Genomic DNA, 16,149 nt, shown 5'->3' on the forward strand with positions numbered 1-16,149 from the left:
GGCGGTCGCGGCTACTCGGCCCGCGCCTGCCGGTCCGTCCCGCGCGTACCCCAGTCCTCGGTGCGGTCGCGCAGGGTGCGGTACGCCGCCAGCACCTCGGGCGTCGGCTCGGCGGTGAAGGTCTGCACGGACGGTTGCGGCCAATCCGGCGGCGCGTCGGTGCCGGCGAGCGCCCAGGCGGCCTGGCGGGCCGCGCCGCGCGCGACGTACTCGCCGTCCTCGGGCAGTGACACCGCGAGTTGCAGGATCGCCGGAGCCAGCTCGCGCACCGCCGGGGAGCGGGTCGCCCCGCCGACCATCAGCACCTCCCGGGTGCTCGATCCCGTCGCCGCGTCCAGCGCGGCCACCGCATCGGCGACCGAGCAGAGCATCGCCTCGATCGCGGCGCGCGCCAGGTCCTCACGCGACGAGGCCGAGGTCAGCCCCTGCAGGGTGCCGTGCGCGTCGGGGCGGTTCGGTGTGCGCTCGCCGTCCAGATAGGGCAGCAGCGTCAGCCCGTTGGCGCCGGGCGGTGCGGCGAGCGCGAGGCTCGACAGTCCCGCATGATCAACATCGAGCAGCCGGGCCGCGAGCTGCAGGATCCGGGCACAGTTCAGCGTGACCGCGATCGGCAACCAGCGGCCGGTCGCGTCGGCGAACCCGGCGACCATGCCCGACTCGTCGGCCACCGGCCGCTCGGCCACCGTCGTCGCCACGCCCGAGGTGCCGAGCGAGATCAGCACCTGGCCCGGCCGCAGCCCCAGCCCCAGCGCGGCCGCGGCGTTGTCGCCCGCCCCGGCGCCCAGCAGGATCCCGTCGCGGGTCTGTCCGGCGACCGCATTCGGCGCCAGGATCTCCGGCAACCGCGGCTCGTGCCCGAGCGCCATGGTCGCGAGCTCGGGATCCCAGCCGTTCAGGGCGGGCGAGAAGTACCCGGTGCCCGAGGCGTCCGAACGATCCGTGATCAACTTCTCCGGATCGGACTGCAGCCGCCAGGTCAGGTAGTCGTGCGGCAGCAGCACGGCCGCCGTTTGCTCGGCCGCCTCCGGCTCGTTGTCCCGCAACCAGCGCAGCTTGGTGGAGGTGATGCTCTGCACCAGCACGCTGCCGGTACGCCGGGCGCACTCCGCCGGCCCGCCCAGCTCCTTGATCAATTCAACGGCCTGGGGTGCGGAACGGACGTCGTTCCAGAGCAGCGCCGGGCGCACCACCTCGCCGCGTTGATCAAGGCAGATCATCCCGTGCTGTTGACCACCGACGGCCGCCGCCCGCGCCCCGGCCAGCAGCGGGGCGGCCGCGGTGGCGAATGCCTCGTCCCAGGCGCGGGGATCGACCTCCGTGCCGTCCGGATGCGGCGCCTGCCGCTGCTCCAGCAGGGTGCCGTCGGCGGCATCGAAGAGCAGGGCCTTGGTCGACTGCGTCGATGAGTCCACCCCGAGCACCCGGTCCGCCATGGCCACCGCTCCTTCGTCGCTGCCGCAGTCAACGTGACGAGACAGTACTGGAGGACGCGCCGGGGGTGCCAGCGCCGCCACGGTGTCATCGATGACCCGCCGCGACGGGGCCGGAGTGGGAGATCGAGCCCGCCGCCGCAGTTTCTTGACCGCGTCCAGAAAACCCGGCAGGGTTGGGACGTGCCATCCGAGTTCGAAGCGACGCTGCGCTCGGCCGGGTTGCGCGTGACCAAGCCGCGGATGGCCGTGCTGGAGGCCGTCAGCCGCCGACCGCATGCCGACAGCGGCGTGATCGTCGGAGCGGTACGCGAGGAGCTTCCCGCGGTCTCCCGCCAAGCGGTCTTCGACTGCCTGAACACCTTTGCCATGACCGGGATCGTGCGCCGGATCGAGCCCGCCGGCTCGGCCGCCCGCTACGAGCTGCGCGTCGGCGACAACCATCACCACCTGATCTGCCGGATCTGCGGCGCGATCGCCGATGTGGACTGCGCCGTCGGCGAGGCGCCGTGCCTGACCGCCTCCGACGCCCACGGGTTCGAGATCGACGAGGCCGAGGTCGTCTACTGGGGCCGCTGCGCCGATTGCGCCGGTGAGGCCTGAGCCGCCGCATCGGCGAACCCCCACCCAAGGTTTGGCCGACGACTCCCGTCGGTCGCAGGAAAGGACCGACGATGACCGTTGACGAGACCGACGAGACGACCACCATCGAGGAGATGAACGACGCAGACGCCGGCAACGGCGGCTGCCCGGTGATGCATGACCTGATCAACCCGACCAGCGGAGATGCCAACCAGCAATGGTGGCCCAACCGGCTGAACCTGAAGATCCTCGCCAAGAACCCCGACGTGGCGAATCCGCTGGCTGACGACTTCGACTATGCGACGGCGTTCGAGGCTCTTGATCTTGGTGAGGTGAAGCGCGAGATCGAGCAGGTGCTGACCACCTCGCAGGACTGGTGGCCGGCCGACTTCGGTCACTACGGGCCGCTGATGATCAGGATGGCGTGGCACAGCGCCGGGACCTACCGGATCGCGGACGGCCGCGGCGGGGCGGGCACCGGCCAGCAGCGGTTCGCGCCGCTGAACAGTTGGCCCGACAACGGCAACCTGGACAAGGCGCGCCGGCTGCTGTGGCCGGTGAAGAAGAAGTACGGCAAGGCGCTGTCCTGGGCCGATCTGTTGATCTTGGCCGGCAACGTTGCGCTGGAGTCGATGGGCTTCGAGACGTTCGGGTACGCCGGGGGCCGCGTCGACGCCTGGGAGCCCGACGACGATGTCTACTGGGGCCCGGAGACGACCTGGCTGGGCGACGAGCGCTACACCGGCGAACGTGATCTTGACAATCCGCTGGCCGCGGTGCAGATGGGCCTGATCTATGTGAACCCCGAGGGCCCGAACGGCAACCCCGATCCGGTCGCGGCGGCCGTCGACATCCGCGAGACCTTCGGCCGGATGGCGATGAACGACGAGGAGACCGTCGCGTTGATCGCCGGCGGGCACACCTTCGGCAAGACCCACGGCGCGGCCGCGCCCGATGGCCACGTCGGCCCGGAGCCAGAGGCCGCGCCGATGGAGGCCAACGGGCTCGGCTGGATCAACAGCTACGGCACCGGCAAGGGCCGCGACGCGATCACCAGCGGCCTGGAGGTGACCTGGACCCAGCAGCCGACGAAGTGGACGAACCTGTTCTTCGACAACCTGTTCGGCTTCGAGTGGGAGCTGACCGCCAGCCCCGCGGGCGCGCACCAGTGGCAGCCCAAGGGGGGCGCCGGCGCGAACACCGTGCCCGATCCCGAGAGCGGCGAGCTGGTCCGCACGCCGACGATGCTGACCACCGACCTCGCGCTGCGGTTCGACCCGAGTTACGAGAAGATCTCGCGCCGGTTCCACGAGAACCCGGCCGAGTTCGCCGACGCGTTCGCGCGTGCCTGGTTCAAGCTGACGCACCGTGACATGGGACCGATCCAGCGCTACCTGGGCTCGGAGGTGCCGGGCGAGGCGCTGATCTGGCAGGACCGCGTACCCGAAGTCGATCATGCCCTCGTCGATCGGGTTGATCTTGCCGACCTGCGCCAGCGGGTGCTCGACGCGGGCCTGACCGGGCAGCAGTTGATCAAGGCAGCATGGGCCTCGGCGTCGACCTTCCGCGGCGGCGACAAGCGCGGCGGCGCCAACGGGGCCCGGGTGCGCCTCGCGCCTCAGAAGGACTGGGAGGTCAACGACCCGGCCGAGCTGGCGGGCACGTTCGCGGGGCTGGAGAGGGTACGCGAGGAGTTCAACGCCTCGCGCACCGACGGCAAGGCGATCTCGCTCGCCGACCTGATCGTCTTCGCGGGCGGCGTCGGCGTCGAGGAGGCGGCCAAGGCCGCCGGGGTGAGCGTCGAGGTGCCGTTCACGCCCGGGCGTACCGATGCGACGGAGGAGCAGACCGACGCCGAGTCGTTCGAGCCGCTGGAGCCGAAGGCGGACGGTTTCCGCAACTACGAGCGGGCCGAGAACCGGCTGCCGGCCGAACACCTGCTGATCGACCGGGCCAACCTGTTGACGCTGAGCGCGCCCGAGATGACCGTGTTGGTCGGCGGGCTACGGGTGTTGGGCGCCAATGCCGGGGACTCGACCGTCGGCGTGCTGACCGATCGCCCCGGGCAACTGACGAACGACTTCTTCGTCAACCTGCTCGACATCGCGACCACCTGGCAGCGCCAGGACGGCACGGACAACTACGTGGCTCGCGGCGCGGCCGGTCAGGAGTGGGTCGGCAGCCGGGCCGACCTGGTGTTCAGCGCGAACGCCGAGCTGCGCGCCGTGGCCGAGGTCTATGCCAGTGACGACGCCGCGGAGAAGTTCGCCAACGACTTCGTCGCCGCCTGGGTGAAGGTGATGGAGCTCGATCGCTACGACGTGAAGCGCTGATCGGGGGGTACGCGAGGCGAATCGGCAGCCGCGAGCGTTACTCCGTTCGCGGCTGCCGGTTCGGCTCGCGTATGGGTGATTGGCCTCTGCCCGGGCCTTGCGCCGAAAGCGACCACTCGCCCGGGTTGTGGTCGGCCTCTGCCCGGGCCTTGTGCCGATATCGACCGTTCGCCCGGGTTGTGGTCGAGGTTCGGTGCTCCGGCTAGCCCTCCCGCCGAAAGCGACCACTTGCCCGGGTTGTGGTCGGCCTCTGCCCGGGACTTGCGCCGATATCGACCGCTCGCCCGGGTTTTGGTCGGGGTTCGGTGCTCCGGCTAGCCCTCCCGCCGAAAGCGACCACTCGCTCGGGTATCGGTCGGGGTTCGGCGCCATTGCCCGCCAGAAGCCGGGCGAGTGGTCGCTATCGGCGGAGCCGGTACGCGGCGAGAGCGGGCGTCGCCGTCAGCCCCGGTCCTTCTTGTGCCGGGGCTTCTTCGGGCCGGACTTGGCGCCGGCGCGATCCGGGCGCCGATCGGTACGCTCCCGCCCGGCCGGGCGCCCGCCGCGGCGCTCGCCACCGTCCGGGCGCCCGCCGCGGCGCTCGCCACCGTCCGGGCGCCCGCCGCGGCGCTCGCCACCGTCCGGCCGCCCGCCGCCGTCGGGGCGCCCCCGGTCGAGCTCCATGTCGATCAGTCTCCCCGAGATCCGGGTACGCGCGAGCTTGTCCCAGGCCTCGCGGGGCAGCTCGGCGGGCAGCTCGACCAGCGAGTGGTCGGGTCGGATGATGATCTTGCCGAAGTCGCGATGGCTCAGCCCGCCCTCGTTGGCGATCGCGCCGACGATCTGGCGCGGCTCCACCTTGTGCCGCTTGCCGACCGCGATCCGGTAAGTCGCGCGCGGCCCGCCCTGCGGTTCGCGATCGGTACGCCCACCGCGCTTGCCCGCCTTCGCCCCGCGCTCCGGCGCCGGCTTGATCTCATCACCCGGTTCCAGCAGCAGCGGGGTGTCGCCCTGCATCGCCACGGCGAGCGCGGCGGCCACATCGACCTCCGGCACGTCGTGATGGCGCACATAGTGCGAGACGATGTCGCGGAACTGCTCCACCTGTGGCGCCTCCAGCGCAGCGGTGATCCGATCGTCGAACCGGGCCAGCCGGGTCGTGTTCACCTCGTCCACGCTGGGCAGCTTCATCTCGGCCAGCGGCTGCCGGGTGGCCTTCTCGATCTGGCGCAGCAGGTAGCGCTCTCGCGGCGTGACGAATGAGATCGCCACCCCGCTGCGGCCCGCGCGCCCGGTCCGCCCGATCCGGTGCACATAGGACTCGGTGTCGGTCGGGATGTCGAAGTTGATCACGTGGCTGACGCGCTCCACGTCGAGCCCGCGCGCGGCGACATCGGTCGCCACCAGGATGTCCAGATCGCCGCGCTTGAAGCGGTTGACGGTTCGCTCGCGCTGCGCCTGGGCGACATCGCCGTTGATCGCCTCCGCGGAGAATCCCCGCGCGCGCAGCCGCTCGGCCAGCTCCTCGGTCGCATTCTTCGTCCGGACGAAGATGATCATGCCGTCGAAGTTCTCCACCTCGAGCAGCCGGGTGATCGCCTCCAGCTTCTGCGGATAGCTCAGGATCAGGTAGCGCTGCTCGATGTTGTCGGCGGTACGCGTCTTCGCCTCGATCGCGATCTCGACGGGATCGCTCAGATACTTGTCCGCCAGCCGGCGGATCGAGCGCGGCATGGTCGCGGAGAACAGCGCAACCTGCTTGTCGTCGGGGGTGTCGGCGAGGATCGTCTCGACGTCCTCGGCGAAGCCCATGTTCAACATCTCGTCGGCCTCGTCGAGCACCAGGTACTTCAACTGACCAAGATCAAGAGTGCCGCGCTCCAGGTGATCCATGATGCGGCCCGGCGTGCCCACCACGACGTGTACGCCGCGGCGCAGCGCGGAGAGCTGCACCCCGTAGCCCTGCCCGCCGTAGACCGGGAGCACGTGCACCCCGCGGGTGTGCGCGGCGTACCGTTCGAACGCCTCGCAGACCTGCAGCGCCAGCTCGCGGGTCGGCGCGAGCACCAGGGCCTGCACCGATTTGTCCTTGGGGTCGATCCGGTCGAGGATCGGCAGCGCGAATGCGGCGGTCTTGCCGGTGCCGGTCTGGGCCAGCCCGACCACGTCGTGGCCGGCCAGCAGCTCGGGGATGGTCCGCTCCTGGATGGCCGACGGGGTCTCGTAGCCGACGTCGGAGAGCGACTTGAGCACGCCCGTGCCGAGCCCGAGATCGGCGAACGTGGCGGGTTGTTGCTCGGTGTTCACCGCCCCACGGTAGTGCACGATGGCGCGGATGCCTTGCCGCTTCGAGTAGCGTGACGACCGGGCAAGATCATCGCCGTGGACGAAGGAGGGCCGAGATGGGCGTGCTGGACGCGTTCTCGTTGCAGGGCAGGGTCGCCGTGGTGACCGGCGCCAACAAGGGGATCGGGCGGGCGCTGGCGCGTTCGCTCGCCGAGGCCGGGGCGGATGTCGGCCTCCTGGTACGCGATCCGGCGGCCGCCGAGCCGGTGGTTGCCGAGCTCGCCGACCTCGGGGTGCGCACGAGCGTGGCGGCCGCCGATGTCACCGACCGCGACGCGCTGGTGGCCGCGGCCGAGTCGATCACCGAGGAGCTCGGCGTACCCGACGTCCTGGTCAACAATGCCGGCACCTGCATCCACAAGGAAGCATTCGAGGTCACCGACGCCGAATGGGACCAGGTGATCGACATCAACCTGTCGGGCCTGTGGAAGGCAAGTCAGGTCTTCGGCCGGGCGATGGCGCAGCGAAGCGACGGCCGCACCGGCGGGGTGATGGTCAACATCGGCTCGATCTCCTCGATCATCGTCAACCGGCCGCAGTGGCAGGCGGGCTACAACGCCTCCAAGGCGGCCGTGCACCAGCTCACCCGCTCGCTCGCCGCCGAGTGGGCGCCGCTCGGCATCCGGGTGAACGCGCTCGCGCCGGGCTATGTGCGTACCGAGATGGCCCCGGTGGACGACCCCAGGTTCAAGCCGCGCTGGATCGATGACGCCCCGATGCAGCGTGCCGCCGAGCCCGCCGAGCTGGGCCCGACCGTCGTCTGGATGGCCAGCGACGCGTCGTCGTTCATGACCGGTTCGATCATCGTGGTCGACGGCGGGTACACGGTCTACTGAGCCGGACGAGCCGGTGGCCGCTTCGGATGAATCCCGAATCAATCGCCCGCCGGGTGGTCGGCGGCGGCGGTCCGGCCTAGGGTTCGGATGCATCCAGCGAAGGGAGACCGAGCCGTGGCGATTCCGGAACTGTCCGGCGTGGAGTACGCCGTGACCGGCGCGCGCGGCCGGCCGCTGCTCGTCCTCGGGCCGTCCCTCGGCACGAGCGCGGCCACCTTGTGGGAGCCCGCCGCGCGGGTGCTCGCCGAGCGGTTCGACGTGGTGGCCTGGGACCTGCCGGGCCACGGCACGTCGAGGCCGGCGACCGGGTTCTCGATGGCAGATCTCGCCGACGGGGTCGAGGCGCTCGCCGCTCGGGCGCGCGAGGTCCGCGGCGATCCGGGCGCGCCGTACTGGTACGCCGGCGACTCCGTCGGCGGCTGCGTCGGCCTGCAGCTCGCGATCACCGGCCGGCTGGCCGGGCTTGCCGCGATCGCCACCGGGGCCAGGGTCGGCGACCCGGCGGGCTGGGCGGACCGGGCGGCCCAGGTGCGCGCGTCGGGTACGGCGTCGATGGTCGAGGGATCGGCCCAGCGCTGGTTCGGGCCCGGCTTCGCGGATCGTGAACCGGGTGTGGCGGACGCGCTGCTGACCGCGCTGCGCGACGTCGACGACGAGTCCTATGCGGCCGTCTGCGAGGCGCTGGGCGGGTTCGACGTTCGGGATCGGCTGAGCGAGATCGACGTGCCGGTGCTCGCCGTGGCGGGTGAGGCGGATGCCGCGGTCGGCGCGGAGCAGCTGACACTGATCGCCGAGCGGGTACGCCGCGGCACGCTCGTCACGCTGCCCGGCGTTGGGCACCTGCCGCCCGCGGAGGCGCCGGAGCGTACCGCCGAGTTGATCACCCGACTCGTCGCGGGCCGCCCTGGCGCGGATTGAGCCCGATCGAGAACACCCACTCCGGCCGGATCCGGATGCCGGCGCCGTCGAAGTAGGCGCCGGCCTTCCCGGTGATCTGCTCGGCCCGGCCGCGGATCTCCACGCTGCGCGGTCGCCACGGGTCCGTCGACGCGAGGTCGTCGACCACGAACGCGACCCGGTCGTGGCTCACGATGTTCTTGTACTTGCGGCTGTTGGCCATGTCGCGGCCGAAGATGTCGATCGAGTCGTCGTCGTTCAGCCGGTAGCCGACCGGGCTGTTCTGCAGGGTGCCCGACGGTTGCAGGGTCGCCAACCGGCCGATCGGTTGGCGCGCGAGATAGCCGCGCTCGGGCTCGGTGAATGCCGTCATGCGGCCAGCGTGGCCGCTCATCCGGGGTTGAGGTCAAGCCCCGGCACGCCGGCACAGGTCGAGGAACTCGGCGAGCACCGGCGACAGCGGTCGCCGGGCATCGGTGACCACGAACGCCCGCAGGAACAGGCCGCGGCCGTCGGGCCCCACCGTGGCCGGCACGAAGCTGACTCCGGGGATCGCCAGGGTCTGCGCGTGCCCGGCGTAGAACACGGTCCAGCTCGGCGGCCCGATGGCGAGCGCGGCGAATCCCTCGTGCAGCGCGTCGCCGAACTCGCCGGCGATCGTCGGGACGAAACCCGACTCCGCGGCGGCGGCGTACACGGTGTCGTGCAGGTCGGGATTGCGATCGCGGGGCACGATTCGCAGCGGTACGCCCGCCAGCGCACCGAGCGGGATCGCCGCCTCCGCGGCCAGCGGGTGCGCCGAGGGCAGCGCGATCACCAGCTCGTCGGTCCACACCTCGGTGAAGTCGAGCTCGGCGCTCGCCCGGCTGTCCCCGCGTACCACCGCGGCGTCGAGCCGGCCCGCACCGACCGCGGCCAGCCGGTCGTCCGCCGGGGCGTAGCTCAGCTCCAGCCGAATCGGCGGCTCGGCCAGCTGGGCGCGCTCTGCCAGGGCGGCGATGCGCGTGCCGAGGCCGGCGCTGGTGCCGAGCCGCACCACACGCGACGGCACACGCACGCTGTCCGCGGCGGCGTTCGCCGCGTCGAGGACGGCCCGGGCCCGCGGGGCGAACCGCTGCCCCGCCTCGGTCAGCCGCACCGCGCGATGCGAGCGGTCGAGCAGCGGCGTACCCAGCTCGCGTTCCAACCGCGCCACCTGCTGGCTGACGGCCGAGGGCGCAACGCGCAGCGCTTCGGCCGCCCGCCCGAAGTGCAGCTCACGCGCGACCTCGAGGAAATAGCGCAACTGGCGCAGCTCCACCGCTACCCCCGTCTCGCCGGTTGCTGCGGGCCCCACGGCGCCCGGCGTTCGGCGATCGCGAACGCAGCGTGCACGATATGACACTCGATCGCGCGGGCGGTGCGCGGCCACGATCGAGCCATGAACGACGCACTCCCCACTCCTCCCCCGGCGGGCCCCGGCCTGCTCCTGGTGCACGGCACGGCCGGAGACTCCGCGATCTGGGAACCGATGCTGCCGCAGTGGTCCGACACCCGGACCGTCGTCGCGCCCGATCTGGCCGGCGCCGGCTCCGACGAGGACCCCGGCGAGCTGAGCGTCGCCGGGATCGCCGCGCAGGCCCTGGCCGCCGCCGACGCCGCCGGGCTGACCGAGTTCGACGTCGTCGGGCACTCCCTCGGCGCGGTGGTCGCCGCCGAACTGGCCGCGGCCGCGCCGGGACGCGTCCGGCGCCTGGTGCTGCACGCGGGCTGGGTGCGTACCGATGCCCGCCAGTTCGCCGAGTTCGATCACTGGATCCGGCTGCTGCGTACCGAGGTGGATCTGTTTCTCGGCTACCTGCCGCTGATGGCATTCGGGCCGCGGTTCTGGGCCGCGGCGAACGAGTCGACCACCAAGGAGCTGCTCGAGCTGCTCCGGCCCGGCTTCCGGGTCGCGCCGACGATCCGCCAGATAGAGCTCGACCAGCGCGTCGACCTGACCGACCGGCTGGCCGAGATCAGCGCGCCGACGCTGGTCCTGACCTCGCGGCACGATCGGCTGATCGACTGCGCCAGCCAGCGCGCCCTCGTCTCCGGGATCACCGGCGCGACGCAGGCCGGGCTGGACGCCGGCCACGGGGCGCCCGCGGAGGATCCCGCCGAGTTCGCGGCGGCCGTCACCGCGTTCCTCGAAGAGGCCCGGTGAGTACGCCGGGCGCGGAGTCCGAGCGCCGGCCGTGGGGGCCCGCGGTGCTGCTCTGCGCGACCGTCCTCCTGGTGCCCGTCGGCGCGCCCGGGGCCACGGTGTCCATCCCGGCCCTGGCCACCGACCTGGACGCGCCGGCCGCCGTCACCAACTGGGTGATCAACGCCTTCATGCTGGCCTTCGCCAGCGCGCTCGCCGTCGCGGGCGCGCTGGCCGACCGCTGGGGTCGACGCCGGATGCTGGCGATCGGCCTGTTGATCTTCGTCGCGGGCAACCTGCTGATCGCCGCGGCGCCGGCGATCTGGGCGGTCGTCCTCGGCCGCGCCGTGTCCGGGATCGGGGCCGCGGCGATCACCACCGGCGGCTCGGCCCTGTTGTCGAGCAGCTACCGCGGCGCCCAGCGCGCGACCGTGTTCGCGATCCTCGGCACGAGCCTGGGCCTCGGCCTGGCGTTCGGCCCGACGCTGTCCGGGCTGGCGATCACCGCGGTCGGCAGTTGGCGCGGGCTGTACCTGGTGTACGCCGCGGTCGCCGTGCCCTCCCTGCTGCTCGCTCGGCGCGTGTTGCCCCGCGATCTCGCCGTGTCGCGCCCCGAGCGGTTCGATCTTGCCGGCGCGCTGACCTGGACCGTTGCGCTGGCGGCGTTCATGATCGCGGTCTCGCTCGGCCCGGAGGCCGGCTGGGTGAGCTGGCCGACGGCCGCGGCGTTCGGGGTCAGCGTGCTTGCCGCGATCGCCTTCCTCGCCGCGGAGCGCCGGGCCGACCAGCCGTTGATCGAGCTCGCGCTGTTGCGGGTACGCCAGTTCGGCGCGGTCTGCCTGGCGGTGACGCTGGCGGCCTTCGGGTTCGTCTCGCTGGTGTTCACCCTCGGCGTCTTCCTCAGCGTCGCGCACGGCGCGTCCGCGCTGGGGACCGGGCTGATGCTGCTCGCGCTCACCGCGCCCACGCTGGTGGTGCCGATGCTGATCGGTCGGGTGGCGCACCGGCTCTCGCTGCGTTGGCTGCTGCCCGGGTCGATGCTGGTGATCGCGCTCGGCTGCGTACTTCTCGCGGCGGTCGGCCCCGACGGGCCGATGCTGATCGCCGGCCCCCCGATGGTGATCATCGGCGCCGGGTTCGGGCTCTCGCTGGCCGTGCTGGACGGCGCCGCGCTGGCGGTCGCGCCCGCCGGGCGGGAGGGGATGGCGGCGGGCATGTTCAACACCGTCCGGGTGGGCACGGAGGCGATCGCGGTGGTGGTCGTCACCGCCGTCGTGCACACGGTGACCTCGACCCGCGTGGGCGCCCCCGCGGCCGCCGCGCTGTTGTCGGGCCGGCCCGCTGCCGGTGCGGCCGGGATCGCGGCGTACTCGGCGGGTTGGCAGGTCGCTCTGGTGGCGATCGCGGCGCTCTGCGCGGCCGGCGCGTTCGTGATCCGGCGCCAGCTGCGCCCCGAGCGTGACGCCGGCGGTCTCAGGCGGTCGCCGGGGGCGGGGCGAGGCAGCCGCCGCCGGGCGAGCGCGGAGCCAGCAGCGTACGCGCCGCGGTCGTGATGTCGTCCTCGCCGAGCAGCACCAGGTTGGCGGCGGCGCCGAGCGGCACATAGCTGTCCCGGCTGGCCACCCGGGCCAGCGCCCCGGCGTACCCCCCGGCGCGCAGCGCCTCTGCCACCCCCTCGCCGACGCCGCCGGACGCGCGGGTCTCGTCGGCGATCAGCACCCGGCCGGTCGCGCGCGCCGCCGCGAGCAGGTCGGCGGTCGGCAGCGGGCTCAGCCAGCGCAGGTCGAGCACCTGCGCGCCGATCCCCTCGGCGGCGAGGGTGTGCGCGGCGCGCAGGCTCATCCGCAGCCCGTTGCCGAACGTGACGATGGTCAGGTCGGTGCCGTCGCCGTGCCGGCGCGCGGCACCGATCGGCGCCGGTTGATCATGGTCGGTGCCGAGCCAACCCCGATCGCCGGGCTGGTGGAGGTCCTTCTCGTGGTAGAGCGCGATCGGCTCCACGAGGACGCCGACCCGGCCGTCGCGGGCCGCGGCGTCGAGCAGGGCGGCGAGCATCGGCGCCGCGTCCTCCGGCCGGGCGGGTACGCCGACGAGCAGACCTGGGATGTCGCGCAGGACGGCGAGCGCGTTGTCGTTGTGGAAGTGCCCGCCGAATCCCTTCTGGTAGGCCAGTCCGGCGATCCGCACCACCATCGGATTGCGGTAGCCGTCGTTGGAGAAGAAGCGCAGGCTGGCGGCCTCGCCGCGGAGTTGATCTTCGGCATTGTGCAGGTACGCGAGGTACTGGATCTCCGGCACGCCGAGCAGCCCGCTGACCCCGAGGCCGAGCCCGAGGCCGAGGATCGACTGTTCGTCGAGCAGCGTGTCGAAGACGCGGCGCCGCCCGTGCCGCTCCTGCAGGCCCTTGGTCACCCCGTACACGCCGCCCTTGCGTCCGACGTCCTCGCCGAAGATCAACATCTCCGGGCGGGCGGCGAGCTCGGAGTCGAGCGCGGCGTTGATCGCCTGGGCGAGCGTGCGCCCGGTCGCCGGGGGCGTGGGGGCGGGGGCCGCGCGGCGGGCGGGGGAGGCGGCGCCGAGCGGCGCCATCACCTGGGCGGCGCTGCGCAGCGTCGGCTCGGTGGCGACCTGCCCGGCGAGCTCGGCGATCCGATCGGACAGCTCGGCGTAGCGGTCGGCGGCTCCGTCGATGCCGTGGGCGGCCGCGTGCGCGAGCAGCGGGTCGCGTACCAGTTCGGCCGCGATCTCGGCCGCCGCGCGGTAGCCGGACTCCAGATCGGTGCCCGCGTGCCCGAGGAACCGTACGCAGCGCAGGTGCAGTGTGGCGGGCCGGCGGGTGGCGCGTACGTGCGCGACGGCCTCCGCGGCGGTGCGGGCGAGCGCGTCCGGGTCGTCGCCGTCGGCGCTGAAGTGGGCGAGGCCGGGGCGGGGCAGCGCCGCGGCGACCCACCCGGCCGGGGTCGGCACGGAGATGCCGAGCCCGTTGTCCTCGCAGACGAACAGCAGCGGCAGCGCGACGCCCTGCCAGGCGGTGTGCGCGGCGGCGTTCAGCGCGCCCGCGGCGGTGGAATGGTTCAGGCTGGCGTCGCCGAAACTGGCGACCGCGATGGCGTCCGCGGGCCAGCGCACGTCCGCGCCGATCCGGTGCCCGCGGGCGATGGCGAAGCCGACGCCGACCGCGCGCGGCAGGTGCGAGGCGATGGTGGAGGTCTGCGGGATGATCGCCAGCTCCGGGTCGCCGAACACCTTGTGCCGCCCGCCGGACGCCGGGTCGGTCGTGGCGCCGAACATGCTCCGCAGGACGGCCAGCAGGCCGTCGTCGATGCTGCGCCCGGCCTGGAGCTGTCGGGCCAGGAAGAATCCGCCGGAGCGGTAGTGCAGCAGCGCCGGATCGTCGGTACGCAGCGCCGCCGCGACCGCGGTATTCGACTCGTGCCCGGCGGAGCCGATCGTGTAGTAGCCCTGCCCGCGCGCCCGCAGCCGGCGGGCCCAGATGTCCAGCAGGCGGCTGCCCGCCATCGCGTCGAAGATCGCGTCCGGTTTGAGCGCGTCGGGTTTGAGCGCGTCGGGTGTCAGCGCGGGGGCACCGTCGGCCGGGCGAGGCGCGGCGTCGTCGAGCCGGCGCAGCGCGTCCCGCACGTGCCGGTCAAGGATCTCGTGCGGCGCGGCATCGTCGTTGATCGCCATGGCCCCGATCATGCCCGGGAGCCCGCCGCCGGTCGAGCCGCGGCCCCGCTCCCGCTCCCGGCATGCCGAACTTGCGCATGCGTGGCGGGCACCGCAGGCAACTGCAAGTTCGGCATGCGCCCGGGCTCGCGGCTGCCGGTTGGGTTCGCGCGGGCGAGGCGTACGCCGAGCCGCGGCCCCGCTCCCGCTCCCGGGGCATGCCCAACTTGCGCATGCGTGGCGGGCACCGCAGGCAACTGCAAGTTCGGCATGCGCCCGGGCTCGCGGGGGCGTACGCCGTGGCGCGGGGTCGGGCGGCTGGCGCGAGGTCGGGCGGCAGGCGCGGGGTCGGTCGGCGCCCGCGAGGGAGAGCCTCAGACCAGGTCCTCCAGGGTGGCCCGCGCGCCTCGCTCGTGCAGGGACCGCAGTGCCCACAGATAGGGCTCGGTGAACTCGGGCCGCTCGGCGAGATCGCCGAACAGCGACCGGTTCTTCACGAAGGCGAGCGGGTCGTCTGCCTGGGAGCGGGCCAGCGGCACCAGCTCCTCGGCGAACTGGTCGACGACCTCGATCGGCTCACCGGACTCATCGACGCCCTCGGCATAGCGCGCCCAGGACGCCACGATCGCCGCGGACAGCGCCACCGGGCGGCCGGCGGCGAGCTGCTCGTTGATCACCGGCACCAGCCACTTCGGGATCCGGTTGGACGAGTCGGCGGCCAGCCGGGCGACAGTGTCGCGTACCTCCGGATTGCCGAACCGCTCCAGCAGCGTGTCCTTGTACTCGCCAAGATCAACACCCGGCACCGGACGCAGCGTCGGCGTCGCCTCGTCGTCCATGTAGCGCCGCAGGAACCGGGCCAGCAACGGATCGCGCGCAGCATCGTGCACGAGCCGATACCCGAGCAGCCAGCCGAAGTACGCGATCCCCTGGTGGCTGGCGTTCAACAGCCGCAGCTTCATCAGCTCATACGGCTCGACCTCGTCGACGACCTGTACGCCAGCGTCCTGCAGCGGCGGCCGGCCGGCCGGGAAATGATCTTCCAGCACCCACTGGGTGAACGGTTCGGCCACCACCGGCCACGGATCCTCGATCCCCCACCGCTCGCGCACCTCGGCGCGGTCGTCGTCGGTGGTCACCGGCGTGATCCGGTCGACCATCGAGTTCGGGAAGGCGACATTTGCCTCCAGCCAGTCGGCCAGCTCGGAATCGGCTGCCCGGGCATAGGCCGCGAACGAACGCCGCGCCATGTCCCCGTTGCCCTGGATGTTGTCGCAGCTCATGATCGTGAATGGCTCGATCCCGCGTTCGCGCCGTCGCCGCAATCCCTCGATGATCAAGCCGAAGGTGGTCGCGGGCGGCGCGTCCCCGCGCAGATCGGCCGCGACCGCCGGATTGTCAAGATCGAACTCTCCGGTCACCGGGTCGAAGTTGTAGCCGCCCTCGGTCACCGTCAGCGAGACGATCCTGATCTGCGGCGAGGCGAGCTTCTCCAGCACCGCCTCGGGATCGTCGGGGGCATAGAGATAGTCGATGACCGATCCGATCACCCGCGCCTCCCGCGTACCGTCCGGATGCTTGAGCACCAGCGTGAACAGTCCGTCCGTCGCGCGCAGCGCGTCGCGCATCTGGGCGTCGCGCGGCATCAGCCCGACCCCACAGATGCCCCAGTCCGCCGCCTCGCCGTCGTTCAGCAGCCGGTCCAGATACATCGCCTGGTGCGAGCGGTGGAAGTTCCCCACCCCGAAGTGCGCGATCCCGGCGCGCACCTCCGAGCGGTCGTAGCGGGGGCGCCCGACCTCGGCCGGCAGCCGGTCGAGCGCGTCGTCGGTCAACGATAGGGCGGCCGCGCCGCCGTTGTCAGATGCCACCAGCACACGGTACGCCCGTGCGCTCCGAAACTGGTCAGTGGCTAC

The 16,149-nt window shown here is 72.6% G+C and carries 12 protein-coding genes; 6 read left to right on the top strand and 6 right to left on the bottom strand.

Annotation, left to right across the window (positions count from 1 at the left end; translation table 11 throughout):
• Positions 1-11 precede the first annotated feature (11 nt).
• Positions 12-1,433 carry a xylulokinase gene (gene xylB, locus GGQ54_RS08340; protein ID WP_179444969.1) on the bottom strand — a complete coding sequence of 474 codons (1,422 nt, stop codon included), beginning with the start codon at positions 1,431-1,433 and terminating at the stop codon, positions 12-14.
• Positions 1,434-1,613: 180 nt separating this feature from the next.
• Here xylB and GGQ54_RS08345 point away from each other — a divergent pair, with 180 nt between their 5' ends.
• Together GGQ54_RS08345 and katG are read left to right on the top strand one after the other, a co-directional pair.
• Positions 1,614-2,033, top strand: a complete 420-nt coding sequence (locus GGQ54_RS08345) for a transcriptional repressor (RefSeq protein ID WP_179444970.1) — start codon at positions 1,614-1,616, stop codon at positions 2,031-2,033.
• Positions 2,034-2,104: 71 nt separating this feature from the next.
• On the top strand, positions 2,105-4,345 hold the full coding sequence (gene katG, locus GGQ54_RS08350) for a catalase/peroxidase HPI (protein WP_179444971.1): 2,241 nt from the start codon (positions 2,105-2,107) through the stop codon (positions 4,343-4,345).
• A 441-nt stretch (positions 4,346-4,786) separates the two neighbouring features.
• Here katG and GGQ54_RS08355 read toward each other — a convergent pair whose 3' ends face one another.
• Entirely contained in the window at positions 4,787-6,631 is a 1,845-nt protein-coding gene (locus GGQ54_RS08355; protein ID WP_179444972.1) for a DEAD/DEAH box helicase, read from the bottom strand.
• 95 nt (positions 6,632-6,726) lie between these two features.
• On the opposite strand from GGQ54_RS08355, the gene GGQ54_RS08360 reads away from it, so the two are divergent.
• Both GGQ54_RS08360 and GGQ54_RS08365 read left to right on the top strand, forming a co-directional pair.
• The gene (locus tag GGQ54_RS08360; protein ID WP_179444973.1) at positions 6,727-7,506 is read left to right on the top strand and encodes an SDR family NAD(P)-dependent oxidoreductase; all 780 of its coding nucleotides are present in this window, start codon (positions 6,727-6,729) and stop codon (positions 7,504-7,506) included.
• Between the two features lie 114 nt (positions 7,507-7,620).
• On the top strand, positions 7,621-8,424 hold the full coding sequence (locus GGQ54_RS08365; RefSeq protein WP_218843780.1) for an alpha/beta fold hydrolase: 804 nt from the start codon (positions 7,621-7,623) through the stop codon (positions 8,422-8,424).
• Here GGQ54_RS08365 and GGQ54_RS08370 read toward each other — a convergent pair.
• Together GGQ54_RS08370 and GGQ54_RS08375 are read right to left on the bottom strand one after the other, a co-directional pair.
• Positions 8,387-8,776 (bottom strand): PPOX class F420-dependent oxidoreductase, encoded by a 390-nt coding sequence (locus GGQ54_RS08370; protein ID WP_179444975.1) that lies wholly within the window; start codon positions 8,774-8,776, stop codon positions 8,387-8,389. The two genes, GGQ54_RS08365 and GGQ54_RS08370, sit on opposite strands and share 38 nt — an antisense overlap.
• 33 nt (positions 8,777-8,809) lie before the next feature.
• Positions 8,810-9,739 carry a LysR family transcriptional regulator gene (locus tag GGQ54_RS08375; RefSeq protein ID WP_179444976.1) on the bottom strand — a complete coding sequence of 310 codons (930 nt, stop codon included), beginning with the start codon at positions 9,737-9,739 and terminating at the stop codon, positions 8,810-8,812.
• Between the two features lie 84 nt (positions 9,740-9,823).
• Between GGQ54_RS08375 and GGQ54_RS08380 the strand changes: the two genes are divergently transcribed.
• Entirely contained in the window at positions 9,824-10,588 is a 765-nt protein-coding gene (locus tag GGQ54_RS08380; RefSeq protein WP_179444977.1) for an alpha/beta fold hydrolase, read from the top strand.
• Positions 10,585-12,120 (top strand): MFS transporter, encoded by a 1,536-nt coding sequence (locus GGQ54_RS08385; protein ID WP_179444978.1) that lies wholly within the window; start codon positions 10,585-10,587, stop codon positions 12,118-12,120. The genes GGQ54_RS08380 and GGQ54_RS08385 overlap by 4 nt, the downstream gene beginning before the upstream one ends.
• Here the strand turns inward: GGQ54_RS08385 and GGQ54_RS08390 are convergent.
• Positions 12,041-14,254, bottom strand: a complete 2,214-nt coding sequence (locus tag GGQ54_RS08390; RefSeq protein WP_179444979.1) for a transketolase C-terminal domain-containing protein — start codon at positions 14,252-14,254, stop codon at positions 12,041-12,043. The genes GGQ54_RS08385 and GGQ54_RS08390 overlap by 80 nt on opposite strands.
• 353 nt (positions 14,255-14,607) lie before the next feature.
• Positions 14,608-16,104, bottom strand: a complete 1,497-nt coding sequence (locus tag GGQ54_RS08395; RefSeq protein ID WP_179444980.1) for a mannitol dehydrogenase family protein — start codon at positions 16,102-16,104, stop codon at positions 14,608-14,610.
• Between the last annotated feature and the right edge of the window lie 45 nt (positions 16,105-16,149).

Source organism: Naumannella cuiyingiana (assembly GCF_013408305.1).
Lineage (GTDB): Bacteria > Actinomycetota > Actinomycetes > Propionibacteriales > Propionibacteriaceae > Naumannella > Naumannella cuiyingiana.

Coding starts and splice junctions, on each gene's coding strand:
- xylB (WP_179444969.1), bottom strand. CDS start 1,433: ATGGCGGACCGGGTGCTCGGGGTGGACTCATCGACGCAGTCGACCAAG.
- katG (WP_179444971.1), top strand. CDS start 2,105: ATGACCGTTGACGAGACCGACGAGACGACCACCATCGAGGAGATGAAC.
- GGQ54_RS08360 (WP_179444973.1), top strand. CDS start 6,727: ATGGGCGTGCTGGACGCGTTCTCGTTGCAGGGCAGGGTCGCCGTGGTG.
- GGQ54_RS08370 (WP_179444975.1), bottom strand. CDS start 8,776: ATGACGGCATTCACCGAGCCCGAGCGCGGCTATCTCGCGCGCCAACCG.
- GGQ54_RS08380 (WP_179444977.1), top strand. CDS start 9,824: ATGAACGACGCACTCCCCACTCCTCCCCCGGCGGGCCCCGGCCTGCTC.
- GGQ54_RS08390 (WP_179444979.1), bottom strand. CDS start 14,254: ATGGCGATCAACGACGATGCCGCGCCGCACGAGATCCTTGACCGGCAC.